This window comes from Rahnella inusitata (genome assembly GCF_003263515.1).
GTDB lineage: Bacteria > Pseudomonadota > Gammaproteobacteria > Enterobacterales > Enterobacteriaceae > Rahnella > Rahnella inusitata.
Genome location: NZ_JYDE01000017.1, coordinates 206,644 through 231,692 on the forward strand (window position 1 = coordinate 206,644; position 25,049 = coordinate 231,692).

General features: G+C 52.9%; 24 protein-coding genes. 13 read left to right on the forward strand and 11 right to left on the reverse strand.

Annotated features, from left to right (window positions below):
- The first annotated feature begins 1 nt into the window (after position 1).
- The 3 genes from TU92_RS10800 to TU92_RS10810 all read left to right on the forward strand — a co-directional run bounded on the left by TU92_RS10800 (position 2) and on the right by TU92_RS10810 (position 2,885).
- The gene (locus TU92_RS10800) at positions 2-1,312 is read left to right on the forward strand and encodes a c-type cytochrome (protein WP_112167008.1); all 1,311 of its coding nucleotides are present in this window, start codon (positions 2-4) and stop codon (positions 1,310-1,312) included.
- Between the two features lie 222 nt (positions 1,313-1,534).
- Positions 1,535-2,101, forward strand: coding sequence for a hypothetical protein (locus tag TU92_RS10805; protein ID WP_112167010.1), 567 nt, complete (start codon positions 1,535-1,537; stop codon positions 2,099-2,101).
- Between the two features lie 193 nt (positions 2,102-2,294).
- On the forward strand, positions 2,295-2,885 hold the full coding sequence (locus TU92_RS10810) for a Yip1 family protein (RefSeq protein ID WP_112167012.1): 591 nt from the start codon (positions 2,295-2,297) through the stop codon (positions 2,883-2,885).
- 77 nt (positions 2,886-2,962) lie between these two features.
- Here the strand turns inward: TU92_RS10810 and dld are convergent, their stop codons facing one another.
- The gene (gene dld / locus TU92_RS10815; RefSeq protein WP_112167395.1) at positions 2,963-4,654 is read right to left on the reverse strand and encodes a D-lactate dehydrogenase; all 1,692 of its coding nucleotides are present in this window, start codon (positions 4,652-4,654) and stop codon (positions 2,963-2,965) included.
- Between the two features lie 162 nt (positions 4,655-4,816).
- On the opposite strand from dld, the gene phnC reads away from it, so the two are divergent.
- From phnC to phnE (TU92_RS10835), 4 genes are all read left to right on the forward strand, one after another.
- Positions 4,817-5,653, forward strand: a complete 837-nt coding sequence (gene phnC / locus TU92_RS10820; protein ID WP_112167014.1) for a phosphonate ABC transporter ATP-binding protein — start codon at positions 4,817-4,819, stop codon at positions 5,651-5,653.
- Positions 5,654-5,721: 68 nt separating this feature from the next.
- Entirely contained in the window at positions 5,722-6,654 is a 933-nt protein-coding gene (gene phnD / locus TU92_RS10825; protein ID WP_112167016.1) for a phosphonate ABC transporter substrate-binding protein, read from the forward strand.
- A 161-nt stretch (positions 6,655-6,815) separates the two neighbouring features.
- Positions 6,816-7,679, forward strand: a complete 864-nt coding sequence (gene phnE / locus TU92_RS10830) for a phosphonate ABC transporter, permease protein PhnE (RefSeq protein WP_112167018.1) — start codon at positions 6,816-6,818, stop codon at positions 7,677-7,679.
- Positions 7,679-8,605, forward strand: a complete 927-nt coding sequence (gene phnE, locus TU92_RS10835) for a phosphonate ABC transporter, permease protein PhnE (RefSeq protein WP_112167020.1) — start codon at positions 7,679-7,681, stop codon at positions 8,603-8,605. Before phnE (TU92_RS10830) ends, phnE (TU92_RS10835) begins: the two co-directional genes overlap by 1 nt.
- Before the next feature lie 78 nt (positions 8,606-8,683).
- On the opposite strand, the gene TU92_RS10840 is transcribed toward phnE (TU92_RS10835), so the two are convergent.
- A complete protein-coding gene (locus TU92_RS10840) occupies positions 8,684-9,805 on the reverse strand; it encodes a ribosomal protein uL16 3-hydroxylase (protein ID WP_112167022.1) in 1,122 nt (373 codons plus the stop codon).
- 189 nt (positions 9,806-9,994) lie between these two features.
- The gene (locus tag TU92_RS10845) at positions 9,995-11,374 is read right to left on the reverse strand and encodes an NAD-dependent succinate-semialdehyde dehydrogenase (protein WP_112167024.1); all 1,380 of its coding nucleotides are present in this window, start codon (positions 11,372-11,374) and stop codon (positions 9,995-9,997) included.
- A 360-nt stretch (positions 11,375-11,734) separates the two neighbouring features.
- Between TU92_RS10845 and TU92_RS10855 the strand changes: the two genes are divergently transcribed.
- Positions 11,735-12,064, forward strand: coding sequence for a DHCW motif cupin fold protein (locus TU92_RS10855; RefSeq protein WP_112167028.1), 330 nt, complete (start codon positions 11,735-11,737; stop codon positions 12,062-12,064).
- Between the two features lie 60 nt (positions 12,065-12,124).
- A complete protein-coding gene (ddlA, locus tag TU92_RS10860; protein WP_112167030.1) occupies positions 12,125-13,222 on the forward strand; it encodes a D-alanine--D-alanine ligase in 1,098 nt (365 codons plus the stop codon).
- Between the two features lie 52 nt (positions 13,223-13,274).
- On the opposite strand, the gene TU92_RS10865 is transcribed toward ddlA, so the two are convergent.
- From TU92_RS10865 to TU92_RS10885, 5 genes are all read right to left on the reverse strand, one after another.
- Positions 13,275-14,483, reverse strand: coding sequence for an MFS transporter (locus TU92_RS10865; protein WP_112167032.1), 1,209 nt, complete (start codon positions 14,481-14,483; stop codon positions 13,275-13,277).
- 243 nt (positions 14,484-14,726) lie between these two features.
- Positions 14,727-14,984, reverse strand: a complete 258-nt coding sequence (bhsA, locus tag TU92_RS10870) for a multiple stress resistance protein BhsA (protein ID WP_112167397.1) — start codon at positions 14,982-14,984, stop codon at positions 14,727-14,729.
- A 151-nt stretch (positions 14,985-15,135) separates the two neighbouring features.
- On the reverse strand, positions 15,136-15,393 hold the full coding sequence (bhsA, locus tag TU92_RS10875) for a multiple stress resistance protein BhsA (RefSeq protein WP_112167034.1): 258 nt from the start codon (positions 15,391-15,393) through the stop codon (positions 15,136-15,138).
- Between the two features lie 167 nt (positions 15,394-15,560).
- The gene (gene bhsA, locus TU92_RS10880) at positions 15,561-15,818 is read right to left on the reverse strand and encodes a multiple stress resistance protein BhsA (RefSeq protein ID WP_112167036.1); all 258 of its coding nucleotides are present in this window, start codon (positions 15,816-15,818) and stop codon (positions 15,561-15,563) included.
- 445 nt (positions 15,819-16,263) lie between these two features.
- The gene (locus TU92_RS10885) at positions 16,264-16,521 is read right to left on the reverse strand and encodes a hypothetical protein (RefSeq protein ID WP_112167038.1); all 258 of its coding nucleotides are present in this window, start codon (positions 16,519-16,521) and stop codon (positions 16,264-16,266) included.
- A 218-nt stretch (positions 16,522-16,739) separates the two neighbouring features.
- On the opposite strand from TU92_RS10885, the gene TU92_RS10890 reads away from it, so the two are divergent.
- Complete coding sequence (locus TU92_RS10890) at positions 16,740-17,399, forward strand: TetR/AcrR family transcriptional regulator (RefSeq protein WP_112167040.1); 660 nt, start codon at positions 16,740-16,742, stop codon at positions 17,397-17,399.
- 3 nt (positions 17,400-17,402) lie between these two features.
- A complete protein-coding gene (locus TU92_RS10895; RefSeq protein WP_112167042.1) occupies positions 17,403-18,284 on the forward strand; it encodes an oxygenase MpaB family protein in 882 nt (293 codons plus the stop codon).
- 5 nt (positions 18,285-18,289) lie between these two features.
- Here TU92_RS10895 and abgT read toward each other — a convergent pair whose 3' ends face one another.
- The 3 genes from abgT to TU92_RS10910 all read right to left on the reverse strand — a co-directional run bounded on the left by abgT (position 18,290) and on the right by TU92_RS10910 (position 22,674).
- Positions 18,290-19,813: a p-aminobenzoyl-glutamate transporter gene (gene abgT / locus TU92_RS10900; RefSeq protein WP_112167044.1), complete on the reverse strand. Its 1,524-nt coding sequence runs from the start codon at positions 19,811-19,813 to the stop codon at positions 18,290-18,292.
- A 93-nt stretch (positions 19,814-19,906) separates the two neighbouring features.
- The gene (locus TU92_RS10905; RefSeq protein WP_112167046.1) at positions 19,907-21,358 is read right to left on the reverse strand and encodes a M20 family metallopeptidase; all 1,452 of its coding nucleotides are present in this window, start codon (positions 21,356-21,358) and stop codon (positions 19,907-19,909) included.
- A complete protein-coding gene (locus tag TU92_RS10910) occupies positions 21,358-22,674 on the reverse strand; it encodes a M20 family metallo-hydrolase (protein ID WP_112167048.1) in 1,317 nt (438 codons plus the stop codon). Before TU92_RS10910 ends, TU92_RS10905 begins: the two co-directional genes overlap by 1 nt.
- Before the next feature lie 179 nt (positions 22,675-22,853).
- On the opposite strand from TU92_RS10910, the gene TU92_RS10915 reads away from it, so the two are divergent.
- On the forward strand, positions 22,854-23,750 hold the full coding sequence (locus TU92_RS10915; RefSeq protein WP_112167050.1) for a LysR family transcriptional regulator: 897 nt from the start codon (positions 22,854-22,856) through the stop codon (positions 23,748-23,750).
- 141 nt (positions 23,751-23,891) lie between these two features.
- A complete protein-coding gene (locus TU92_RS10920; RefSeq protein ID WP_112167052.1) occupies positions 23,892-24,998 on the forward strand; it encodes a suppressor of fused domain protein in 1,107 nt (368 codons plus the stop codon).
- The last annotated feature ends 51 nt before the right edge of the window (positions 24,999-25,049 follow it).

Genomic DNA, 25,049 nt, shown 5'->3' on the forward strand with positions numbered 1-25,049 from the left:
CATGAGCGTGAAGAAAAAATTAGCGGTTCTTGTGGGCGTGGTCGCCCTTGGCGGTCTGGGTTTTGTCGGTTACAAAATCGGCCACAATTCGATTCAGTCCGGAGAATTTCAGGCACCGGCTGCGGCGGCGATGACCGGTAAAACCGCTATCGAACGGGGTAAATATCTGGCGCTCGCCGGTGACTGCGTTGCCTGTCATACCGCGCCGGGCGACGGTAAACCTTTCGCCGGTGGTTACGGCCTGAACACGCCATTTGGCACGATTTACGCCACCAACATCACACCGGATAAAGAAACCGGTATCGGTGGGTGGACCGATCAGCAGTTTATTAATGCAGTGCGAAATGGTAAGGGCATCAACGGCGAAAATCTCTATCCGGCAATGCCTTACAACGTTTACGCCAAAGTCAGCGATCAGGATCTGAAAGACATTAAAGCCTACCTGGACCAGGTGCCAGCGGTGCATTACGATGGCCCGAAAACTGACCTGCCGTTCCCGTATAACATTCGCCTGATGATGTTCGGCTGGAACCTGTTGTTCCTCGATACCGCACCGTTTAAAGCGGATCCGGCCCAGTCGGCGGAGTGGAACCGTGGCGCGTATCTGGTGGAAGGGCTGGGGCATTGTACGTCGTGTCACACGGCGAAAAATCCGCTGGGCGGCGATAACTTTGGTGTGCATTTGCAGGGCGGTGAATTGCAGGGCTGGTTCGCCCCGGAAATTACCGGCAATACCCGTCAGGGCATCGGCGACTGGGGAACAGACGAGGTGGTTCAGTACCTGAAAACCGGGGCTAACGCTCGCACCGTGGCTTCCGGGCCGATGGCCGAAGCGGTGACCAACTCGCTTCAGCATCTGTCGGATGCCGATCTGCACGCCATTGCGGTTTACCTGAAAAGTTTACCTGGCAGCAAAGATGCGTCGACGCCGCTGGCGGTCAGCCCGGCGATGGCCAGTGGCAAGGCCCTCTACGCGGATAACTGCGCGGCCTGTCACCAGAATTCCGGTGAAGGCGTACGCAACATGGTACCGGCGCTGAAGGGTAACAACGGGGTGCAAGCCAGCGCACCGACCAACATCCTGCACGTACTGATGAACGGCGGGCAGGGAGCGGCAACGGCCAGCAATCCGACCAGTGCCGACATGCCTGAATTTGGCTGGAAACTGACCGACAGGCAGATGGCGGATGTGAGTACCTACATCCGTAACGCGTGGGGCAATCAGGCTCCGGCCGTCAGTGAGGAAGAGGTTAAGCAGGCGCGTAAAACTCAGGGCGGTGCAATGGCGTTGCAGAACCCGCAGCATCACTAAACTACTTTCACCGTTAAACTGAAGCTGTAAAAGAGCCCCGTAAGGGGCTCTTTTATTTGATATTTATTGGTTTGGTCAATGCAAGTTTCGCAGGTATAGATACATAAATATTCGTGTCTTAAACGAGCAATAAATTGATTTGAGGTGGGTTTTTGTACAGTGCAAACTGCAAGCAGATTAAGGATGTCTGAACAGGGAAATTTACGTGAGGGATAACAACGCATGTATCAAATCAGAACAATGGATATCTCGCCCGTCAATCCGATGCTCTATTTGCCTGGCGCGCCAGTCTGTCCGGAAGAACCTAAGGGAAAAATGCAAAGGAGAAAGTTAATGCAAAACCAGATCAATAATATCGAAAAACAAGGGATCAAACACGGCGAGGAAATCGCCAGCCTGAATCTCAGAATGGGGAAGGTCGAACAGCAGCTCGGTCAGCTGACTGACGTCGTCACCGACACGAATCTGCGCGTTGGAAAGCTTGAACAACAGGTATGTCATATCAAGGAAGTGGTGACGGAGATGAATGTTCGTGTGGAGGCGCGCTTTGAAAAAATCGATCAACGTTTCGAGAAGATTGATCAACGTTTCGAGAAGATCGATCAGCGTTTCGCCAGAATGGATGAAAGGTTCAATGCTCTTGACGTAGCCGTGACAAAAATCCCCGCGATATTTGCTGAAAACGCGATGAAGCAAAATCAGAGTTTAATTCGGGTGATCCAGTGGATTGTCAGTCTTATGGTGGTGTTGGTGGGCGTCACGTTTACCGCAGCCCGTTACATCCATTAAATTTCTCACAGGCCCGAAAATGGCCAATCCTTCTGCGTGGGGGATTGGCTGTATCAGCAGAGTCTTCAATAACGGCTATAATATAGACAGGTCGCCACCTTCTCTGTGCCCCTGCGAGACAAGATATCCGGGCATTACCGAAGGCTTATCTTCGCACGCCGCAGGCGGCTTTCGGCGTACAAGGGGGTGTTTCATGGTTAATCATGTCTGGGGGCTGATGTCCCATCCGGGTCCCGAACTGCAACAAATCCAGCGTGAACGGGAAACCGTTTCACATGTGTATTCACACCATGTGCTTCTGATGGCACTTATCCCGGTTGTCTGTTCCTTTATTGGTACAACACAGCTTGGCTGGAATTTCGGTGACGGACAGAAACTGCTGGTTTCCATGTTCACCGCATCTTATATCGCCGTTATTTTTTATGTTCTGATGCTCGGCGCTGTCGCTCTGATGGGGCGGATTATCTACTGGATGGCGCGTCGCTATGACAGCCGCCCGACACTAAATAGTTGTATCGTGTTCGCCGGCTACGTTGCCACACCGATGTTCCTCAGCGGTATTGTCGCGCTGTATCCGATGGTCTGGTTATGCCTGTTCGTTGGGATTATCGGCCTGTGTTACAGCGGTTATCTGCTGTATCTGGGCATTCCTAACTTCCTCAATATTGACCACCGTGAAGGCTTCCTGTTCTCCAGCTCAACGCTGGCGATGGGGGTTCTGGTTCTCGAATTATTGCTCGCGCTGACGGTATTGATGTGGGGTTATGGAACGAAGTTATTTTAACTTTTAGCAGATGAAGTCGTTTTTCTCCCTCCCCTTCGCAGGGGAGGGAGAAAAGTAATGTAATTACGGCCAGCGAATTACTCCCGCCAGTTTCTGAGTTTACTGGTTTTGCCGATCCCCGGATTGAAGCTGTTGGTCGGATCGGCCTGCCGGTAGAATTCCTTCAGATGAGGTTTCGCCAGATAGAGATGCCCGACGTTGTGCTCGGCGGGATATTCTGCCCCTTTGGCATCAAGCAGTTCTAACATCCGGTGTTTCAGGGCTTTGCTGTCAGCGCCTTTTTTGACGATGTAATCCTGATGGAAAACGTGGCACATGAAATGCCCGTAATAGAGTTTTGCCACCAGCTGATTGTCAATCTCCTCCGGCAACGTCTCAAACCAGTCGCGGTCGTTGCGGCGCAGTGCGATGTCCAATGCCAGAATATCTTCCACCTCTTTTTCATGCACAGCGTGATAACGCACGGCAGCACCGGCTGCGGCAAAGCGGTGCAGGAACGCTTTCTTGCCTTCGTCGGCAGAACAGATAAAGAAATCCCCCTGGCCATCGCTGAAGAAACGGGTGAGAAAACTGAGCGCTTCATCGATGCCTGGACCGGACATTTTCAGCAACAGATGATGTTCGAAGCGGTCGCGGTACTGTTTCATACGTGGCGGGAGATGATTGGGCAGGGCCTTACTCAGGCACTGCATCACGCGGTCACTGAAGTTTTTCGGCAGGAAAGGGACTTTGCTGATGTGCGCGTCAAACTTGCCTTTGGCGGTAAACATATCCGGCATTTTATCGGTGCCGAGTTTGTCGATCATCATGAACGTGTCTTTGCCGTAGACTTCGGTGATGTCAAAAATATCGCGATGCATATATTCGCCCGCCACCGGCAGATTGGTGAAATCACGCAGGATTTGACGGCGCAGTTCGGTCAGGACGGCGGTGTCGTTGGTGCCGATATAAAACACTTGCTGCTGGGATTCGGCCGGGAAAGTGTCCAGACGCACTGCAAATACTGCCAGCCTTCCGGCACAGCCTGAGGCCTCAAACAACCGGCGCTCATCGGCGTTAAAGCGTGATGGCGTATCGGCATCCACTTCGCGCACGCGTTCTGCATAATCGTGATCGGATGCCAGCCGCTGATCGTGCTGAATGTCGGCCTCGTGATAGTCGGCTCTTTCCAGACGGTTAAGGATCTCTTCCGGCGTGTCGCCCAGATTAATGCCCAGATGATTAATCAGCCGCAGTTCGCCGTGCTCATCGATCTGTGCATAAAGCGCCATTTCGGTATAGGCAGGGCCGCGCTTAACCAGCGAACCGCCCGAGTTATTGCAGATCCCGCCGACGACAGACGCACCAATGCACGAAGAACCGATCACCGAGTGCGGTTCGCGGTGATACGGCTTGAGCATTTTTTCCAGTTTGTAGAGCGTGCTGCCAGGGAAACCTACAACCTGATGGCCGCCGTCGAGCAACTGGATCTGATCCAGCTTCAGGGTGCTGAAAATCACAATATCGCGATCGTAATCCTCGCCACTGGGCGTTGAGCCCTCGGTGAGACCGGTATTAGCGGCCTGCATAATGACAATTTTGTCCGCGGCGATGCAGGCTTTCAGTAGTTGCCACTGCTGCAGCAACGTTTGCGGGAAAACCACCGCCAGCGCTTTACCGCCGCCTGAGCGAAAACCTTTTCGGTAGCGCTCGGTGTTACTGTCTCCGGTGAGAACATGGCGGCTGCCGGCAATCTCTTTCAATGCGGCGATGAGTGTCTGATTATCCATTTCATCTTCCTTTTTTGACGTGATGCGCATTTGGCGCCCCTCCCATCATAGACTTAATCTCGTCTCTTTTTGTCACGCGCTGTCCATTAAATCGTCATTGATGTGTCATAAAACTCGCGCTTAATGAACGCCAGATAATGAAAGCAACCGAGAGACAGCATCATGGCGCAGGCACAACTTAAGCTGGCACAGGCTGAATATCCTCAGGCCGGACCGCAGCATCTGAACAAAGTACTCGACGTCAAAGGTCTGGTGAAATCCTATAAATCCGGTCAGCGCGTCCTGAATGACATTAATTTTGATCTCCATGCCGGTGAATTTGTCGCGGTCATTGGCCGTTCCGGCGCGGGGAAATCCACGCTGTTGCACGTCCTCAACGGTACCATTCCGTTAACTGACGGCAGTGTGGTGTGTCATTACGAAAACGGTGAACAGCAGGAACTGGCGGGGCTGACCGGTAAAGCGCTGCGCCGCTGGCGCTCAGGCTGCGGCATGATTTTTCAGGATTTCTGTCTTGTACCGCGTCTTGATGTGCTGACCAACGTACTGCTCGGGCGTCTCAGCCATACATCCACGTTCAAATCTTTCTTTAACCAGTTCGACGACGAAGACCGCGCCCGCGCGATTTCACTGCTCGAATGGTTACACATGTTGCCGCATGCGTTACAGCGGGCGGAAAACCTTTCCGGCGGTCAGATGCAGCGCGTGGCGATTTGCCGTGCGCTGATGCAAAACCCGAAAATTCTGCTGGCCGATGAGCCCGTCGCCTCGCTCGATCCGAAAAATACCCTGCGCATCATGAATGCGCTGAAGAAAGTCAGCGAAGAAAATATCGCGGTAATGGTGAATTTGCATTCAGTCGAACTGGTGAAAGATTATTGCACCCGCGTCATTGGCATTGCCAAAGGGCAGATTATTTTCGATGGTCATCCGGATCAGTTAACTGACGGGATCCTGCATCAGTTATACGGTGAAGAGCACGAAGCGGTGAACAGTTAAAATATAACGTTATTCATTTTGCAGTCCTTATTTCTACTTTCTCTCAATCTACACAAGGTCACCATTACATGAAGAAGTTATTACGTCTGGCAGTCTTTGTAGCAGGTTCTTTTACCGCAATGCACAGCATGGCAGAAGAGGCACCGAAAGAATTAAACATGGGTATTTTGGGTGGGCAAAATGCCACTCAGCAAATCGGTGATAATCAGTGCGTCAAAGATTTCTTCGATAAAGAATTAAATGTCGATACCAAACTGCGTAATTCCTCTGATTACTCCGGTGTTATTCAGGGGCTATTAGGTAAGAAAGTGGATATGGTATTAAGCATGTCACCTTCGTCTTTCGCCTCTGTCTATATTAATAACCCGAAAGCCGTAGACCTGGTCGGTATTGTTATCGACGATACGGACAAATCCCGCGGTTATCATTCCGTTGTTGTCGTTAAAGCCGACAGTCCTTACCAGAAATTGTCTGACCTGAAAGGTAAATCATTCGGCTTCGCTGACCCGGATTCCACTTCCGGTTACCTGATCCCGAACCAGACTTTCAAGAAAGAATTTGGCGGCACCACTGACAACAAATATAACAACTTCTTCTCCAGCGTGACCTTCTCCGGCGGCCATGAGCAGGATATCCTGGGCGTGCTTAACGGCCAGTTCGAAGGTGCGGTGACCTGGGCATCAATGATAGGCGATCGTGAAACCGGTTATACCTCCGGCGCATTCAACCGCATGATCCGCATGGACCATCCGGATCTGATGAAGAAAATCCGTATTATCTGGGAATCACCGCTGATCCCTAACGGCCCGATTTTAGTGCGCAGCGATCTGCCACCTGCCTTTAAAGCCAAGCTGGTCTCTGCCATTAAGAAATTGGACAAAGAAGACCACGCCTGCTTCGTTAAAGCAGTCGGCGGTAAACAGCATATCGGTGAAACGTCACTGGCGGAATATCAGCAGATTATTGATATGAAACGCGAACTGACGAAAGGCGGTCGTTAAGCCTTATCTCCCTCCCCTGCAAAGGGGAGGGATGGAGTGGGGTATTAATGGCGCTTCAGAAAACAAATACTTTTATCATTATTGTCGTTTTTAATACCCCCTCCTGATTTTCCCCTTCGCAGGGGAGGAATAATGATAATCTGTTAACCGGAAATATTATTTTGAATAAAGACTTTAATCGTTATTATCAACAGATACGCGGTAAGCAAAAGCGGGAAGCGCTGATCTGGTCCGGGATTATGCTGATCTTGTATCTGTGGTCTGGCAATGTTTCCGAGCTGAATCTTAAAACCATTATTGTCTCTGCACCGAGTTTCTTAGATTATATTCGCGAAACGGTGCCGGTATTGCACTGGTCTTTATTATTCGCCGACGGGCATACGGAAGGTTCGTTCGCCTATTGGGGCTACAGGCTAAATATTCAGCTGCCGCTGATTTGGGAAACTATTCAGCTGGCGCTTTCCTCGACAATTTTATCCACCGCGCTGGCTGTACTGCTGGCCTTTCTCGCGGCTAATAATACCGATTCCCCAAAATGGCTGAAATTCAGTATCCGCACCTTTGTCGCATTCTTGCGCACCATGCCGGAGCTGGCCTGGGCGGTAATGTGCGTGATGGCGTTTGGTGTCGGGGCTATTCCGGGCTTTATCGCGCTCACGTTACACACCGTCGGCAGCCTCACCAAGCTGTTCTACGAATCCATTGAAACTGCCTCGGACAAACCGGTGCGCGGACTGCGTGCTTGCGGCGCCGGGCGCCTCCAGCGGATGCGCTTTGCCATGTGGCCCCAGGTCAAACCGATTTTTCTGTCTTACAGCTTTATGCGACTGGAAATTAATTTCCGCCAGTCGACTATCCTCGGGCTGGTGGGTGCCGGCGGCATCGGGCAGGAACTGATGACGTCTATTAAACTCGATCGTTACGATCAGGTCAGCATGACCTTGCTGCTGATTATTCTGGTGGTATCGGCGATGGATTATCTTTCAGGCAAACTGCGCAAACGCGTGGTGGAGGGCACTTTCTGATGCTGACCGACGCGCTCGAACCTCATATCGTCAACAGCCTGAAACAGCAGCACGCGCACCTGTTTGCCGCACAGCGCCGCTATCTGCGTTATCTGGCGATACTGGCCATTGGCATCGCGCTGTATTACGTCTACTTCTTCAGCTATTTCGGCATTCCGTGGCACGATATGGTGCGCGGCACCCGTGAAGTCGGGCGCTATTTCCTGCGCATGTTCGTATGGCATAACGTGTCCGAATGGCCTTTTAAATACTACTTTTCGCAGATTGCCATTACGCTGGCGATCGTATTTGCCGGAACCATCACCGCGTCTTTCCTGGCGTTGCCGCTGTCATTTCTGGCTGCGCGCAACGTCATGTCAACGCCGCTGCTGAAACCCGTTTCGCTGATTATCCGCCGACTTTTGGACGTTTTGCGCGGGCTGGATATGGCGATCTGGGGGCTGATTTTTGTCCGCGCCGTCGGCATGGGGCCGCTGGCGGGCGTGCTGGCAATTGTGATGCAGGATTTAGGGCTGCTCGGCAAGCTGTTTGCCGAGGGTCATGAAGCCGTTGAGCGCTCGCCGAGCCGCGGCCTGCGGGCGCTGGGCGCATCGCCGCTGCAAACCCATCGTTTCGGCATCTTCACCCAGTCCTTCCCGACATTTCTCGCGCTTTCGCTGTATCAGATTGAGTCCAATACCCGTTCAGCGGCTGTGCTCGGTTTTGTCGGCGCGGGAGGGATTGGTCTGGTGTACGCGGAGAACATGCGGTTGTGGAATTGGGATGTGGTGATGTTTATCACGTTGATTCTGGTCGTGATCGTGATGACCATGGATAAGATCTCCGCGATGCTGCGGGCAAAATACATTCACGGCGAAGAAATTGATTTGTTCGAGCCAGAAGAACGCAAATCGAAAACGCCGGTCGAGCTTTACCGGCCTGAGTGAACAATAGAAAGTAAAAGAGAAAGTAAAAAGGCGGCGTCCATCGGGTGCCGCCTTTATTGTTATCAACAGACCTGAATATTAATCGTCAAAAAACCAGTAACCCTGATTCACCAGTTCGGTGAGCACGGCGATGAATTCCGGGTCCTGCAACGCATTTCCCAGCTCTTTCTTGCCGATAAGGGTGTAACGGCACAGCGCATCCGCGGCGGCGATATTTTCAGTCTCAAGTGCTTCGCTGTTGACGAAGAAACGGCCACCGACGTTTAGCACGCGCAGGCCGCTCAGCCGCGTCAGGCTGTCGCCCTGCATCAGCGCATCGACGATTTCATGGGCTTCAAACGGCGGCTCAGCAGGGGCGATATCCAGTTCATGACGTGGCGTGGTGGCGAAACGCCCAAACCATTGTTTGAACTCTTCCGGCTGATTGATGAGCTCGTGCATCATGTTGCGTACGCGCTCAAGCTCATACTCTTCCACTTTGCCAACGTGATCGCGAAGCGTCAGATCCGGATCGCTGTAGTGGTCGCCACCCAGATCGTTTTCCAATGCATAGTCTGCAAAGCTGCTGATGAAATCACGGGTATTCGGGCCACGGAAACCGACGGAATAGTTCATCGCTGTTTCATGGGTAAACCCGTCGTGCGGGAAGCCCGGCGGAATATACAGAATGTCGCCCGGCTCAAGATCTTCATCGATGATTGGCGTAAAGGGTTCAACGTGCAGCAGTGCCGGATGCGGGCAGAACTGCCTGAGAGGCAATTTATCACCCACGCGCCAGCGACGGCTGCCCATCCCCTGAATGATAAACACATCGTACTGATCGATGTGCGGACCTACACCGCCGCCAGGGACGGAATAAGAGATCATCAGGTCATCAAGACGCCAGTCCGGCAACACACGGAACGGGCGAACCAGTTCGGCAGAGGGTGCATGCCAATGGTTAACGGCCTGAGCCAGCAGGGACCAGCCGGTTTCACCGAGATTATCGAAATGTTCAAAAGGTCCGTTACTCGCCTGCCACAGACCGTTCGCATGGCTGACCAGACGGCTGTCCACCTCAGGTTCCATCGCCAGGCCTGCTAACTCATCCGGAGTTATCGGATCGACAAAATTTGTGAACGCTTTTTTAATGATAACAGGTTGTTTCTGCCAGTATTTTTCTAAAAACGCTGGCCAGTCGAGATTGAGTTCATATGCCATGTGATTCACCAGTGGGAAGACAAACGGCCTCGATTATAGAGAGGGACGCAGGCCTGCCGCTTTGTTGTGAATCAAGGCTTGGGGAATGAGGTGACGATAAAACGAATGACAGAGGGGGAAGGAGGGGGATCAATTAAGAATACCCCCTCCCAGCCTCCTCCTTTGCAAGGGGAGGAGTAAAGCGGAGGATTAAGACTTCGCGGCCAGCACGACCAGTTTTTGGTTCACGAACTCTTTGATCCCCAAATCTGACAGCTCACGGCCAAAACCGGAGCGTTTCACCCCACCGAACGGCAACTCGGCGGCGGTGTCTGTCGGTGAATTGACGTACACCATGCCGGTTTCAATCTGGCTTGCCAGTTTACGGGCGCGGTTCATATCTTTGGTGAAGACCGAACCACCGAGGCCGTAGTGTGAGTCATTGGCAAGTTTCACCAGTTCCTCATCATTTTTCACCACATAAACCTGCGCAACCGGGCCGAAGAACTCTTCGAAATAGGCCGGATTATCGCGGGTAATGTGGGTCAGGATCGTCGGTTCGAAGAAGTTACCCGGATTGTCTGAGACTTTCTTACCGCCAAAGTGCAGTTTGGCACCGTGTTTCACGGCATCGTCAACCTGCTTGCTCAATGTTTTCACCGCATCGGCAGAGGACAACGGCCCCAGCGTGGTGGATTTATCCAGCGGATCGCCCATCTTCAGTGCCCTGAAGTGTTCGGTGAATTTTTTAAGGAATTCATCGGCCACTTTTTCATGAATGATGAAACGTTTGGCGGCAGTACACACCTGACCGGCGTTGGAGACTCGCGCCTGCGCACCGGCTTTCGCCGCTTTGTCGATATCCGCATCATCGAGTACGGCAAACACGTCGTTCCCGCCCAGTTCCAGCGTGGATTTTTTCAGCTTACCGGCGGCGCGGGCGGCTACGATCGCACCGGCTTTTTCCGAACCGGTCAGCGCGACACCCTGAACGCGGTCATCATCAATGATGGTGGCCACCTGATCTTGTGAAATAAACAGGTTGGTATACGTGCCTTTTGGCGCACCGGCTTCGGCGACCAGTTTCTCGAACGTTTCCGCGCAGTGCGGCACGATGCTGGCGTGTTTTACAATCACGCTGTTACCGGAAGCCAGATTTGGCGCCAGTACACGCATCAGCTGGTAGAACGGGAAGTTCCACGGCTCAACGGCCATGATCACGCCAATGGGATGGTGCTCAACCCAGGCTTCACCAAGGTCTGACTTATACGGCACCGGTTTGAGGAATTCTTCCGCTTTTTCGGCGTAGAATTTCGCAATATCAGCACAAATCTGCACTTCGCCACGGCTTTGCTCGATGAGTTTACCCATCTCGACGCTGACCACTTTGGCCAGTTCATCGACGCGCGACGACATGATGTCTGAAAGCTTATGCAGCACTTTCACACGCTGCTGAATATCACCTTGCGCCCAGTCTGATTTATACAGGGCATGCGCGGTCGCCAGCGCTTCTTCAACCTGCTTATCGTTGTGCGTCTGGTATTCTTTAATGAGTTTGTTATTGAACGGATTTATCGTTTGATATGGCATGTGTTGCTCCTTGTTTTGTGGCGCGCCGCTTTCAAAAATCAGCCGCGCGTTGGAATTGAGGTGCGTACGCCTTACTGCGTTTTGTTTCCGCTGTCTCATTCGAACAATAAGCATAGTCGATAAAATGTGAAGTCTGTCGCACAGACACCTTCCGCAACACAGTCTTTTGCTGCAATTTTATCACTTGCGCACAGGCCGCAGGGCGCGCGGGCTGTGGCCTGTCTCTGAGATTAATCGTCTTTACGTAACTTTTCGTCTGCCAGCAGTTTTCTTTCCAACGCTTTTGTTTGAGCAAGCGATTGATAAATTTAGCGGTCACTTTTATGCTGGCTTTCCTTCTTTTCCGACAATGAGAAACTCATGAAGCTTGATGCGATTCCGTTTTGCACCACGGACTGGAGCGAGGTCACGCCGACTCAACATCCGGGTGATGTGGGAATGGCGCTGTGGCGTACCCAAAAGTTTGGCGATATACGCGTGCGCATTGTGGAGTATTCCGCCGGTTATGAAGCGGATCACTGGTGCAGCAAAGGCCACGTGCTGTTTTGCATGGAAGGGGAATTGCACACGCGTCTGGAGGACGGGCGTACCTTTACGCTTTCGCCGGGCATGAGTTATCAGGTAGCGGACAACGCCGAAGCGCATCGTTCATCGACGCCGGTGGGCGCGAAATTATTTGTCGTCGACTAGATCTCTTGTTAACAGAAACATTTCGCCGACAGCCGTCACGCTGGCGGCAAGGAGCAGCAGGTGAGTAAATTACGGGTAGGCATTATTTTTGGCGGTAAATCAGCAGAGCATGAAGTGTCGTTGCAGTCGGCGAAAAATATCGTCGATGCCATTGATAAACAGCGGTTCGATGTCACGCTGTTAGGGATCGATAAGAAGGGCGAATGGCACATTAATGATGCCAGCAACTACCTGATTAATGCTGAGAATCCGTCGCTGATTGCCCTGAACCTCTCGAATAATCAGGTCGCACTGATCCCCGGCCAGACCGAAAATCAGCTGATCGAAACCCACAGCGCCAGCGCCTTGTCTCAGGTGGATGTTATTTTCCCGATTGTACACGGCACGCTCGGCGAAGATGGCTCATTGCAAGGCTTGCTGCGTATGGCGAACATCGCGTTTGTCGGCTCCGGCGTGCTCGGCTCGGCGGTCAGCATGGATAAAGATGTCACCAAGCGTTTGCTGCGCGACGCCGGTTTATCTGTTGCGCCATTCGTCTGCCTGACGCGCACTAACCGTCAGAAAAACACCTTTGCAGAAGTCTCACAAAAACTCGGCACTCCGCTGTTTATCAAGCCTGCTAATCAGGGCTCTTCGGTTGGCGTCAGCAAAGTGAGCGACGAAGCGGCTTACCAGCGTGCGCTGGATGAAGCGTTCAGTTTCGATCACAAAGTGCTGGTGGAATCGGCGATCAAAGGCCGTGAAATTGAATGCGCAGTACTGGGCAATGGCAATCCGCAGGCCAGCGTGTGTGGCGAGGTGATCCTGCATGATGAGTTTTATTCTTACGAGACCAAGTACATCAACGAATCTGGCGCATCAATTGCGGTGCCTGCGGATTTGCCACAGGAAACGCATGACCGCATCCGTGCTATCGCCCTGCAGGCATTCCAGGTTCTGGAATGTCGCGGTATGGCGCGCGTCGATGTTTTCCTGACCGAAGAGGGTGACGTAGTGATCAACGAAATCAACACCTTGCCGGGTTTCACCAATATCAGCATGTACCCGAAACTGTGGGCAGCCAGCGGCCTGAGTTACAGCTCTCTCATCACCCGCCTGATTGAACTGGCGCTGGAGCAGTATCAGCAGGATAACCAGCTGAAAAGCTCGGCGAACTGATTGGGTTCAGATGAATGAAAGGCAGGGAGTGATCCCTGCCTTTTTTATTCAATTACCAGCGATAACGCCAAAGAACCACCGCCACACCCATCAGGCTCATAAGGGAAACTCCGTACAGGGCTATCGCTGCACCCAGATTCTGCGCCAGTAAACCGGCGAGTCCTGTCGCAACTGCGGCGATTAGCACTTGTCCCCGCCAGGCCATTGCGCTGGCCGTTGCCACCTGACCGCCGGGGAAATATCGCAGCACACTGAAAGTGCCCAGAGCGAACACGATATTGGAAGCCAGATGCGCGCTGAATACTAACGTCAGCCCGATACCCGGCCAGTTTGCGAACAGGGGTAAAAGAAAGTAGCATCCGAGAAAAATACCAAGACATAACAACAATCGCCAGTTACTCCCAGAATAATGCCGGAGCTTGTCAGCGCTGAGCATTAGCGGGCCGCAAAGTTGTCCGAGACTGCGTGCAAAGAGCAGTGGCAGTGCCAAACCGGGCGCGGCGCCGGGTCGGATTTCCTGAGCCAGCGCCGGTAAAAGTGCCATTGCCGGAGAGCCTACGGCGGCGAGTGCCGGTAAAAGCAGAATGCTGCGCCGTTGCAAAGGCGATAAATTCTGCCAGCGCAGTTTTTCGTCCCCCGGTTGAGCATCATCTGGCTGATGCAAAGTTTTAAAAACGGCGGTAGTGCATAAAAGTAATCCGGCGGATGTTGCAAAACTCAGCGCATCTATTGCGAGCAAACTCAGGGGGGAAAGGACATCAAACAGCAAAACGCCTGCGCCGGTACCCAGCAAAACCTGTGAGGCAAAAATTAGCGTTTCCATTGCGGTGGCGGCGGGCAGTTCGTCAGGGCGTAATCCGCGTTTAAATATCAGCGTCAGAGCGGGATAACTCATTCCGTTAAATAACGCTTCTGCTGATTGCACGGCCAGTAATGCCGGAATGTTATGCGAAAGAAGACCGTACAGCGGCATGGCCAGCGCCAGCAGGCCGAGCACTTCGGTAAGGATAAGGATTTTCATTGGGGATATTTTCCGGCATAAGGTTTCCCCCCACAGACTGCCCAGAAAACCTGGGAGCATCGCCAGCATGTACGCCAGAGTCAGTGTCGCTGGTGAGGCGCTCCAGCGTAACAGTTGACCAAAAACGACCACCTGCGTCAGGCCATTTCCCAGAGACGACAAAATAAACGCACAGCCCAGCAGCCGCAGCCAGCGATGACTTCGCAATGCGCGTAAAAGCGCAATAAGTAACGTGTTCATGAAGAGAGATTCTCATCTTAAATAACAGAAACCCCGCATTGCACACAGGCAACAGGGAGAAAGAAAACTGTCAGTGATGAGGATCATTACATTGGGAAAGGGGCTTTTTTAGAAAGAGAAGACAAAAATGTAGCATAAACAGAAGAGGTTGCGAGAGTTTGTCGATGTTTTTCTAAACAGCAGACACGAAAAAGGCGGCAAACGCCGCCTCTTCTGCTTACTACTTTAAACTGCCAACCGGACTTATTTGTACAGCTCAGCAGTACCGTACAGATGGTTGTCACCGGAAGCACCAATAATGCGGTAAGAACTTGCACCGGCTTCACTGGCTTTTGCACTCAGTTTGTTCTGCAGGCTGGTCAGGCTGTTACCTGATGTTGCGCTGACGACACCAATCGCTTGCTGACCGGCTGGTGCGGACTGAACTTCTGTCGCGGCCAGAGTCGAGAATGAAGCGGTTGCCAGTGCAAGAGCGGCGAGAGTCATAGTGATATTTTTCATGATAATTTCCTCAATTCGTGTTTTGAAGCTTTGCCAGGCGTTGTCATCAACGTTCATTTAATGTGCAAAGCTGTCTTCTGTCCGATCAAACATTTAATTTATTAATTGATAAATTAAATGCTGTTTACCCTTGTTGCTACGTCCTGCGTGCTTATTTGTACAGCTCAGCAGTACCGTACAGATGGTTGTCACCGGAAGCACCGATGATGCGGTAAGAACTTGCACCGGCTTCACTGGCTTTTGCACTCAGTTTGTTCTGCAGGCTGGTCAGGCTGTTACCGGAGGTCGCGCTGACCACACCGATGGCTTGCTGACCGGCTGGTGCGGACTGAACTTCTGTCGCGGCCAGAGTCGAGAATGATGCGGTAGCAAGGGCGATTGCAGCGAATGTCATAGTGATGTTTTTCATGATTTCTTCCTTTTAATTCTGTTTATCAGCAGATGATTTTTAGGTCCGACGTTATTTGTTAACGTTCGATAATTAAATCTTAGACCTGGATCACATTCTGTGCAACTAATTTATTTACTAATCGTTAACTAATTGTGCGGAACCTTTCGCTAACGTGTTCTTCATACTTATTTGTACAGCTCAGCCGTACCGTAAAGATGGTTTTCACCTGAAGCACCGATGATGCGGTATGAGCTTGCACCGGCTTCTGTTGCTTTAGCATTCAGTTTTGACTGCAAAGTGCTCAGGCTGCCGTTAGAAGAAGCACTGATGGTGCCGACAACTTGCTGACCTGCCGGGGCGGACTGAACTTCAGTCGCGGCCAGAGTAGAGAAAGAAGCGGTGGCGAGTGTCAGTGCTGCGATGGTCATTGCGATGGTTTTCATGATGTCTGTTCCTGTCGTTCATTTTTGTTTGGGGCGTCTGATGCAGAAGCCTCAGTTTTCGGGTGAACGTTTTTTATTAGTTAACGTTCGATAAGTAAATGTTAGAGGTTGGCGACGGTTTGTGCAAGATGTTTTTTTAATGAGCGTTAACTTATTGTGCTGTGACGTGAGTCACATGAAATGAGGAGTTTGTTTTGGTTCTGTTAATTTTGTGTTTTTAAAATGATTAGCTCTAACCAATAAAACATCGCTTATCCAATTTTGTGCTGAATGAATCATTAATGATCGCTAAGTTAATGATTGGCTCTGACTGGCGGGGATGTTAAAACTGGGGCATCTTCTTAAAGGAGAGAGAGAAGAGGGTGTGGCGTTAAAAGATAAGGCGACCAGAGCCGCCTTATCGTGATCCCTGCGCTGACATTCTTCCGTCAGGTAGCCGTCTTCCTTAGTAGTAAATGGAAGCGGGCTGATGACCAGAAGTTGAAGGTGCAGGTGGCTGAGTCGGAGACGTCGGGATACGGCCTTGTGAGACTTTTTTAGTCACATAGGTACCGGGTTTACAGAAATTACTGTCCCCGGTCACATTGACCATCGCCACTTCCTGACTCAGTAAAGGCATCATGATAACCTGCTGTGCGGCAACATTGGCAACCGGGACAGCGGTTAACGCCAGAACTGCAAGAAGGATTTTAAGATTACTCATGATGTTACGTCCTGGGTTTGTACCGTGTAAAAACGCTTATAGCTTGTGCAGCTTTGCGGGTTTGAGTGATTTTCTTATCGCTCGATAATTAAATGATAATCTCCGCTGGACTTATGCGCAACTATTTTTAATAATGATCGTTAAGTTATTTTTGTCATGAAAATTTATAACGAAAAGTTTTAACAACCATAATCACAATGGTGATGGAAGGAGGGTGTATGAGCACTGAACAGACGGCTTTGGTCCGGAAAAGTCGCGGTCGCCCAAAACAGTTTGACCGTGGAACTGCTCTGAGCAAGGCCTTGAATTTATTCTGGCGCCACGGCTATGAGGCCACGTCATTAGCGGATTTGGTCGAAGCCACAGGTGCCAAGGCTCCCACGCTGTATGCTGAATTTGGCAACAAAGAAGGGTTATTTCGCGCAGCCGTTGAACATTATCTGACTAACTTTTACGAAAAGAGCTCATGTTTATTGAGCAAAACAGATTTGTCCGTCGAGGAAACCATCGGTCAGTATCTGCGCGCTATCGCAGAACTGTTTACTGACTGCGATACGCCGAGCGGTTGCTTTATGATCAGCGCCTCATCCGGGATGTCTTCATCCTCCGCGGATATCGCAGAAATGCTGCGCGCACGCCATCTTTCTCAGGAACGCTCATTGTTCGAGTTCTTTGAGAAGAGAAAACAGTCAGGCGAACTGACAGCGGTTACCGACAGCGCGTTGCTGGCGAAATACCTCGCCTGCACCATTCAGGGCTTCTCGGTCCAGGCTCGTGACGGTGCTACTGCCGCCGAGCTGAATCAGCTGATTGATGTCGTGATGAAAATCTGGCCGCAGCTGAGCAGAGCAACGGTTGTCAGCACTGCCGCGCACTGACGGATGTTGAGCATTAAAACATTGTTAAGAAGTAAAATTGAACGCCAGGTGCTGAGTATTTCGGGCCTGGCGTTGGGCGGTATAGACTTTGAGAAACCGGCAGGTGATCCGGGGCTGTTTGGCCCGGAAAGCGTGACCTGGCGGGTTCACGGTGATTTCACTTCTATGCTGTGCGGCGGCGTGAGTGCGTTGCTGTTGCAGATGCTTCACCCGCTGGCGCTGGCCGGTGTCTGGGATCACTCCTCATTTCGCGAAGACACGCTGGGACGGCTGCGACGCACCAGCCAGTTTGTCTCCGGCACGACTTTTGCGCCGATAAACGACGCCAATGCGTTAATCGAAAAAGTAAAATCCATTCATTTGCGGGTGACCGGCACCGATGCGTACGGCACGCCATATGCCGCCAGCGATCCGGACTTACTGGTCTGGGTGCATGTCACCGAAGCCTACAGTTTTCTGCAATCCCATCTGCGTTATCGCAACCCGGCGCTGAGTCTGGCGGATCAAAACCGCTATTATCAGGAATTCGCACGGGTGGCGGAAAGTCTTGGTTCTGCCAACGTGCCGGACAACGTAAAGGCGGTCGAAGCCTATTTTCAGGCGATGCGTGCGCAGCTGCGCTGTGACGAGCGCACACTGGAAGTGGTGAGATTATTGCAAAACGCGCCCGCGCCAAGCCGTCTGGCGAAACCGGCAGGTCGCCTGCTGATTCAGGCGGGCGTCGATCTTCTGCCTGAGTGGGCGTCAAAACAGCTGGGGATTTCCCTTTCCCCGTTGAAACGCCAATTAGTCCGTTTTGGTACCCGCCGCATCGCGCGCTTATTGCGCTGGGCGGTGCGTAACGGATCATGGCACCGCGCCATGCGCCGGATGGGCCGTTTGTAATTCAGTTACAAATGCGGATAGACGCCGGGTCCTATCGGCAAACCCAGCAGATACCAGCCCACCAGCATCAGCAACCACACCACGAAAAACACAATTGGATACGGCAGCACCAGCGAATAATAGGTGCCGAGCTTCGCCTCTTTGTTGTACCTCTGGAGGAAACCGAGGAACAGCGGCACAAACGGCGACATCGGCGCCAGCGGGATCACCGAGGAATCGGCGACGCGAAAAACAATCTGTGCGAACGCCGGATGGAAGCCGAGCAGCATAAACATCGGCACAAAAATCGGCGCGAGAATCGACCAGATCGCCGAGCCGCTGGCGATAAACATACACAGCAATGCCGACAGGAAAATCAGTCCGAGGAACGCCGGAATACCGGTCATGCCGAGATTTTCCAGCACGTCCGTCAGCCCGATCGCCATAAATTTCCCCATATTGCTCCAGTTAAAAAACGCCACAAACTGGGAGAGAGGAAAAATCATCACGATAAAGCCAGCCATTGATTTCATCGGGTCGACCAGCAAATCCGGCACGTCGCTGGCGCTGCGGATCTGTTTTGTCACCATGCCGTAAGGCACCGAAATCACGAAGAAGAACAAAATGATCAGCGGGACAATGCCCTGAATAAACGGCGAGGGGATGATGCCGCCGGTTTTTGGATTGCGCAGCGGCGCCGCTTCCGGCACCACCAGCAAAGCCACCAGCCCGATGAACACCAGCGCCGCGATACCGCTCGCCATCAGCCCGCGATTTTGCAGCGGTGTCAGTTTTTTCATCTCGTCGTTGCGCTCGCCGTGGTACACCGGCAGGCGCGGTTCTACGAATTTATCGGTAAGGACGGCCCCGACAATAGTCAGCAAAATCACCGAAGCAGCCATAAAGTACCAGTTGTCGATCACGCTGACCTGCACCGCCGGATTGATTGCTTTCGCCGCTTCGGTACTCAGGCCAGACAGCAGCACGTCGGTGGTAACAATCAGTAAATTAGCCGTAAAACCGCAACCGACGCCCGCAATAGCCGCCAATAAACCGGCGACCGGATGACGCCCGACCGCGAGAAAAATCAGCGCACCCAGCGGCGGCATCACCACCAGCGCCGCATCGGATGATATATGGCTGAAGAAGGCGATAAAAATCACCATATAACTGGCGTAGCGGGCGCTGACTTTCGAGGCCATTTTGTACATCAGGCTTTGCAGCAGCCCGACGCGCTCTGCCAGACCTGCGCCAATCACCAGCGCCAGAATTGAGCCGAGCGGCGTAAACCCGCTGAAGTTCTTGATGACGTTCGGCAAAATCCACTGAATACCTTCCACACTCAGCAGATTTTTAACGTGAATGATTTCACCGTTGCTGGGGTTCACCGCCGTAATATTCAGCCATGAAATCACCGCACTGGCGATCATCAGCACCGCAATCAGATAAACAAACAGCAAAAATGGGTTAGGAATTTTATTCCCCACACGCTCAACCCACTGAAGAAATCCCCCCGGGCTTTGGCCGCTTTCCTGTGCATCTACACTCATCGTTTTACCCTCTGTTGTGTTGACTTTTTTTATATTTATTCCGCTCCTCCACGCCGGAACGGGGCGCGGAGGAGCGGTGGACTTACCAAAGATTTATTTCAACGGCGAAGGTTTTACCCCGGCCGGGATAGGGCAGTGATAAGGGCGACGGATGCGCAACGCGTCGCGCTCTTTCTGGCACGCGGCGAGCAAATCCGGCTGAGTGAACAGGGCGATGGCGGTGGAGGACATGACTTTGGCCGCCAGGCACATGCCTTTGTGGGCGATGGACGTGCGCCCCTGAGAGACTATTTGCCAGGTGTGCAGCGGCGAACCGACCGCAAAGCACGGGCTGAAACATTGCGCCGTCGGCACCAGCCAACTGACATCGCCGACGTCCGTTGAGCCGTACAAAATATTGTTGTTCGGCGCGTAAGGTGCGACGGCATCGGTCAGTGCCGAGGTGCGCAGCGTTTCGGCGAACGGCATGCCTTCCGCGCCGCTGGTGCGCGAGATATTCAGCAGATTGTTATCGATGTCGTGTTCCGTCAGCGTGGCATGAATCGAGGCCGCAAACGTCCGCTCTTCGTCGGTATATTGCGGCGTGCCGAAGGCCTGCACGTACTGATACATCGCGCTTTCCAGCGTGCGGTTCGGCACATAATTCGAACAGGCTTTATCAAAGCGCATCGACATGGTGGTGCCGGTCATCAGTGCCGCGCCTTTGGCAATATCCACCACGCGGTCAAAAATCGCCTGCGCCTGATCCATCTGCGGTGCGCGCACCAGATACAGCACCTCGGCATCGGCTTGTACGACGTTCGGCGAAATTCCGCCCGCGTTGGTGATGGCGTAATGCAACCGCGCTTCCTGAATGATGTGCTCACGCAGGAAGTTAGCGCCGGTGTTCATCAGCGTCAGGGCATCGAGCGCGCTGCGTCCAAGATGCGGCGCAGCGGCGGCGTGTGAGGACACGCCTTTAAAGCTGAACGATGCCTGAATGTTGGCCAGCGTCTGGTTGCTGAACATGCCGCTGTAGGTTTCCGGGTGCCAGGTCAGCGCGGCATCGACGTCATCAAACAAGCCTTCGCGCGCCATAAAGGTTTTGCCTGACCCGCCTTCTTCGCCCGGACAGCCGTAAAAGCGTACCGTGCCAGCAAGATTTTCGCGCTCCATCCAGGCTTTTACCGCCAGTGCGCCGCCGACCGCCGCGGTGCCGAGCAGATTATGGCCGCAGCCGTGGCCGTTGCCGTTTTCCACCAGCGGCTGCGGGCTGTCGCATCCGGCTTTCTGGCTAAGCCCGGCCAGCGCATCGAATTCGCCGAGCAGAGCGATAACCGGTTTACCGCTGCCGAAACTGGCGATAAATGCTGTGTCCATGCCGCCGACGCCGCGCTCCAGCGTAAATCCGCTGGCTTCGAGTTTGTCGGCCAGTAAGGCTGAGGAAACGGATTCGGCGAAGCGCGTTTCCGGGGTGTCCCAGATGGCATCACTGATTTGCGCCAGCGACGGCTGCTGGTTATCCATAAAGTCGTTGATGAAATTAACGATATGCTGATCTGCCATCATTTTTCTCCTTCGAATTCAGCGATGTTTAACACCAGCGCGGCCAGCGTTTTGATGCCCTGCGCCATCACTTTTTCGTCGAAATCAAACAGCTCATTGTGATGACCCGCGCTAAGGTCGGTGCCGAAAATCACGTAAGAGGCTTCGCCGCCGCGCGCCTTGACGCGTTCCATCATGTAGGTCGCGTCCTCGGAACCCGCCGCGCCTTCCTGACGGTCGATGATGGTGTCGAACTCACCGAGTTTTTCCGCCTGACGGTGGATGTATTTCACCCAGGCTGCCGTAGGCGTACTGCTCTGTGCCGCGCCCATCAGTTTGATGTCGAATTTCACCTGATGCATTTCCGCTGCGCCGGAAATTACCTTCAGCGCCTGCTGATAAATGAATTCGTTGACCTCATTGGTCGAACCACGCGTTTCGACTTTCATCATCGCGCTGGACGCGATCACATTTCGGCCAGTACCGGCCTGCAACACGCCGACGTTGACCCTTGAGCTGCCGCCGCTGTGGCGCGCAATAGCATGTAAACCGAGCGTTGCCTGCGCTACGGCCAGCAGGGCGTTACGGCCCTCTTCCGGCTTGCCGCCCGCATGCGATGCCACGCCGGTGAATTGCACATCCAGTTTGGTGGTCGCCATAAAGGTGTCGTTGCCGCAAACAATGTGATTAGCCGGAACGCCGGTGCCGATGTGTACCGCCGTGAAGAAATCGACGTCATCGACCACGCCCGCTGCGACCATCGATTTGGCGCCGCGCGTGCCCTCTTCGGCAGGCTGGAAAATCAGTTTGATAGTGCCGCAAAGCCGGTCGCGCATTTGCATCAGCACTTCCGCCAGACCCAGCCCGATAGTGGTGTGTCCGTCGTGACCGCAGGCGTGCATCATGCCGTTATTGGTTGAGGCAAACCCTTCGCGGAACGGGCGATGCTCTTCTTCGAGTACTTCGAATAAATCCAGTGCGTCCATGTCCACACGAAACCCCATCACCGGGCCGGGGTGACCGGTTTCCAGCGTGGCGACAATACCGGTGAAACCGCCCGAGAAATGCGGCATCCAGCGGGCAATCGCCCCCTGTTCCAGCGCACGCTGTTCTTGCTCTGCCAGAACGGCGGCAGAGGGCAGCCCCATTCGTGAACCGGCGTCGATCACGTCTTTACCCAGCTTCAGCGTGTAACCGAGTTTTTCCAGCCGGTCAGCAACCAGCGTGGAGGTACGGAATTCCAGCCAGCCGGATTCGGCATATTTATGCAGGTCACGACGTTGTTGTTGCAGGGCAGGGAACAGCTGTTCAACACGTTCAGAAATCTCATTTACCATCACGGACTCTCTTTTTTTTACAGATATGCAGGCTTTCTGCGGGGGAGGCAGAAATGAGGAAACCTCACTCTGGAAGGGGCTCGACTGGCCTTATGTGATTTTCAATGTACATAAAGCAATCAGGGCATATAAGATGCCAAAATCTTCTTAGTGATAATCAGGGGTTATCAAAGAGACTTATGCCATCACAAATAAAAATGCATCAGCTGCGGGCGTTTGTTTCCGTGGCGCGACATGGCAGTATTCGCGCGGCCAGCCGGGTGATGGCGCTTTCACAGCCCGCGCTGACCAAATCGATTAAAGAGCTGGAAGAAAGTCTTGGCGCGAGATTGTTCGTCCGCCGCCGTCAGGGCGTGACGCTAACTGATTGTGGCGAAGCGTTTTTTAAGCGTGCCAGCCTGATTTTGGAGGAGTTGCGCGTGGCGCAGGAGGATATTGCCCAGCGCCTCGGCGCCACCAGCGGGAGGGTAAATATCGGTGTGGGTGCCAGCATCGCGCGCACTATTATGCCGGAAGTGATCGACCGCTTTCACCGCGAATTCCCCAATATGAAGGTGCGTATCGCCGAAGGTCAGCTGGTTTCGATGATCCCCGAACTGCGTCAGGGCGAGCTGGATTTTACGGTGAATACGTATTATCAGGGCCCCTTTGATAACGAACTGTTATATGAAAAACTTATGGATAAAGAATATCGAGTAGTCGCAAGGCGCGGTCACCCGATGGAAAATGCGCGCTCGATGAAAGAGTTGTTGCACTGTGACTGGACGCTGCCGACGCCACGCGGAAGTTATTACAAATTGCTCAGCGAAGTGTTCCGCGACATGGACGCCGAGCCCAACATCAGCGTGATTTGCGAGACGTTTATGTCCTGCACCAGTCTCATCGCCAAAACGGATTTTCTTAGCGTATTGTCGGTGGATGTCATTAACGATCCGGTGATCGGTCAGAGCCTGGTGGCACTTGATCTCGATCTGCCCCTGCCCACGGCAACCTTCTATCTCATTCAGCGACGTGATACCACACTGACACCGATGGCGGCTTATCTGGCGCAGCTGTTCCGGCTGTATTGTCGATAACGGTATCGTTTTGCTAAAAAAGCGCGCGTTTAGATGATTTATCGGGGATTTTTGGGAATATTGCCCGTTATCGTCATTGCTTATACGTTCTACACTGGCCATCACAGGGAATAATAAGCTTCCTAATATTGCCGAGGTCATATGCGCCAGTCCGATATTGTTGCTGAAGTCAGCAACGACAAACAAACCCTGACCGCGCTGGTCGAGCAGGACAACCGCGTGGTGTATTTCTACATATTCGCCCGTGAGGATTTGCGCGACCGTTTTCCGAAAATGCGCGCCTGCTGGGTGCGTAATCTGGTGCCCGCGCCGTTGCATGATGACAATGAAGCGATGGAGCACGGCATCTCGCCGATGCTTGCCGCGCAGTATTGTCGAAATCTGGAAGGCGAAGCGCCGCTGGATCCGTCGCAGATTCAGATCTTATGGAATGAAAGCGATGATGGTGCGGCGTTGTGGTATCAGGGCTTGCTGCTGGCGGTCATTCCCGGCTGGAGTTTGTATATCGATCACTCGGTGTGTTATTCCGCCGGATGTATCAAAGAAAATCCGCTGACCTTTCCGCTGGGCTCCGCCTCGACCAACACGCAGTGCGAACTGGCGGAAAAGACGCGTCTGTTCTGGCGCGACTGGCAAAATGAATTCAGCAATCCATGGCCGAAAATTCAGCGCAGTCTGCTGGAATCGTATGAAGACCGTTACGGCCCGTCGGTGAAATATTATCTGATCAATCAGGGCAGCTGGCCGCCGATGGCAATTTCCCAGCATGAAGATGAAGAGAATTATTATTTCTTCACCGTCGGCATGAGTATCCGTCCGATGCCGCAAATCGACATTATTTTTAATGATGACGCCGACAAACATCGCCGTATCGAACTGGCGTTTTCCGTCGGCAAAGAATATGTGAGCGAGGAGCACGCGGTGCAGATGGCCAGCGCGCTTTCAGGTTACGCACAGGTGCCCTGGACCACCCTGAGCTGGCTGGGTGAAGGCCATACGCTGATGTCGCCGATGGCCCCGCTGGGCTTTGAAGGCCATGTCATTTCTTCCGCCCTGTGCGGTCCTGCCGATAAAATGCGTCTGCCTAAAGTGTATGGGGATCGGGTGAATCAGTTTTGGGTGTCACCGGTATTCGACAGTGAGCTGGCATTTTCACAGGCCAGGCCTAACGGAGGCATCGAGCTGGTGGCGGCGCTGATTGAAAATGGCGTGGGATATGTGTTTGCTCCGCGTGGCGCAGTGGTGTGATGCGACAAAGTCAGGATTGGTGTGGGGTATTAAGGTCCAAACAAAGCGTTA

Bases quoted from the DNA above. Each gene is read 5' to 3' on its own strand.
- TU92_RS10800 (WP_112167008.1), top strand. From the start codon at position 2: ATGAGCGTGAAGAAAAAATTAGCGGTTCTTGTGGGCGTGGTCGCCCTT.
- TU92_RS10805 (WP_112167010.1), top strand. From the start codon at position 1,535: ATGTATCAAATCAGAACAATGGATATCTCGCCCGTCAATCCGATGCTC.
- TU92_RS10810 (WP_112167012.1), top strand. From the start codon at position 2,295: ATGGTTAATCATGTCTGGGGGCTGATGTCCCATCCGGGTCCCGAACTG.
- dld (WP_112167395.1), bottom strand. From the start codon at position 4,654: ATGGATAATCAGACACTCATCGCCGCATTGAAAGAGATTGCCGGCAGC.
- phnC (WP_112167014.1), top strand. From the start codon at position 4,817: ATGGCGCAGGCACAACTTAAGCTGGCACAGGCTGAATATCCTCAGGCC.
- phnD (WP_112167016.1), top strand. From the start codon at position 5,722: ATGAAGAAGTTATTACGTCTGGCAGTCTTTGTAGCAGGTTCTTTTACC.
- phnE (WP_112167020.1), top strand. From the start codon at position 7,679: ATGCTGACCGACGCGCTCGAACCTCATATCGTCAACAGCCTGAAACAG.
- TU92_RS10840 (WP_112167022.1), bottom strand. From the start codon at position 9,805: ATGGCATATGAACTCAATCTCGACTGGCCAGCGTTTTTAGAAAAATAC.
- TU92_RS10845 (WP_112167024.1), bottom strand. From the start codon at position 11,374: ATGCCATATCAAACGATAAATCCGTTCAATAACAAACTCATTAAAGAA.
- TU92_RS10855 (WP_112167028.1), top strand. From the start codon at position 11,735: ATGAAGCTTGATGCGATTCCGTTTTGCACCACGGACTGGAGCGAGGTC.
- TU92_RS10865 (WP_112167032.1), bottom strand. From the start codon at position 14,483: ATGAACACGTTACTTATTGCGCTTTTACGCGCATTGCGAAGTCATCGC.
- bhsA (WP_112167397.1), bottom strand. From the start codon at position 14,984: ATGAAAAATATCACTATGACTCTCGCCGCTCTTGCACTGGCAACCGCT.
- bhsA (WP_112167034.1), bottom strand. From the start codon at position 15,393: ATGAAAAACATCACTATGACATTCGCTGCAATCGCCCTTGCTACCGCA.
- bhsA (WP_112167036.1), bottom strand. From the start codon at position 15,818: ATGAAAACCATCGCAATGACCATCGCAGCACTGACACTCGCCACCGCT.
- TU92_RS10885 (WP_112167038.1), bottom strand. From the start codon at position 16,521: ATGAGTAATCTTAAAATCCTTCTTGCAGTTCTGGCGTTAACCGCTGTC.
- TU92_RS10890 (WP_112167040.1), top strand. From the start codon at position 16,740: ATGAGCACTGAACAGACGGCTTTGGTCCGGAAAAGTCGCGGTCGCCCA.
- TU92_RS10895 (WP_112167042.1), top strand. From the start codon at position 17,403: ATGTTGAGCATTAAAACATTGTTAAGAAGTAAAATTGAACGCCAGGTG.
- abgT (WP_112167044.1), bottom strand. From the start codon at position 19,813: ATGAGTGTAGATGCACAGGAAAGCGGCCAAAGCCCGGGGGGATTTCTT.
- TU92_RS10905 (WP_112167046.1), bottom strand. From the start codon at position 21,358: ATGGCAGATCAGCATATCGTTAATTTCATCAACGACTTTATGGATAAC.
- TU92_RS10910 (WP_112167048.1), bottom strand. From the start codon at position 22,674: ATGGTAAATGAGATTTCTGAACGTGTTGAACAGCTGTTCCCTGCCCTG.
- TU92_RS10915 (WP_112167050.1), top strand. From the start codon at position 22,854: ATGCCATCACAAATAAAAATGCATCAGCTGCGGGCGTTTGTTTCCGTG.
- TU92_RS10920 (WP_112167052.1), top strand. From the start codon at position 23,892: ATGCGCCAGTCCGATATTGTTGCTGAAGTCAGCAACGACAAACAAACC.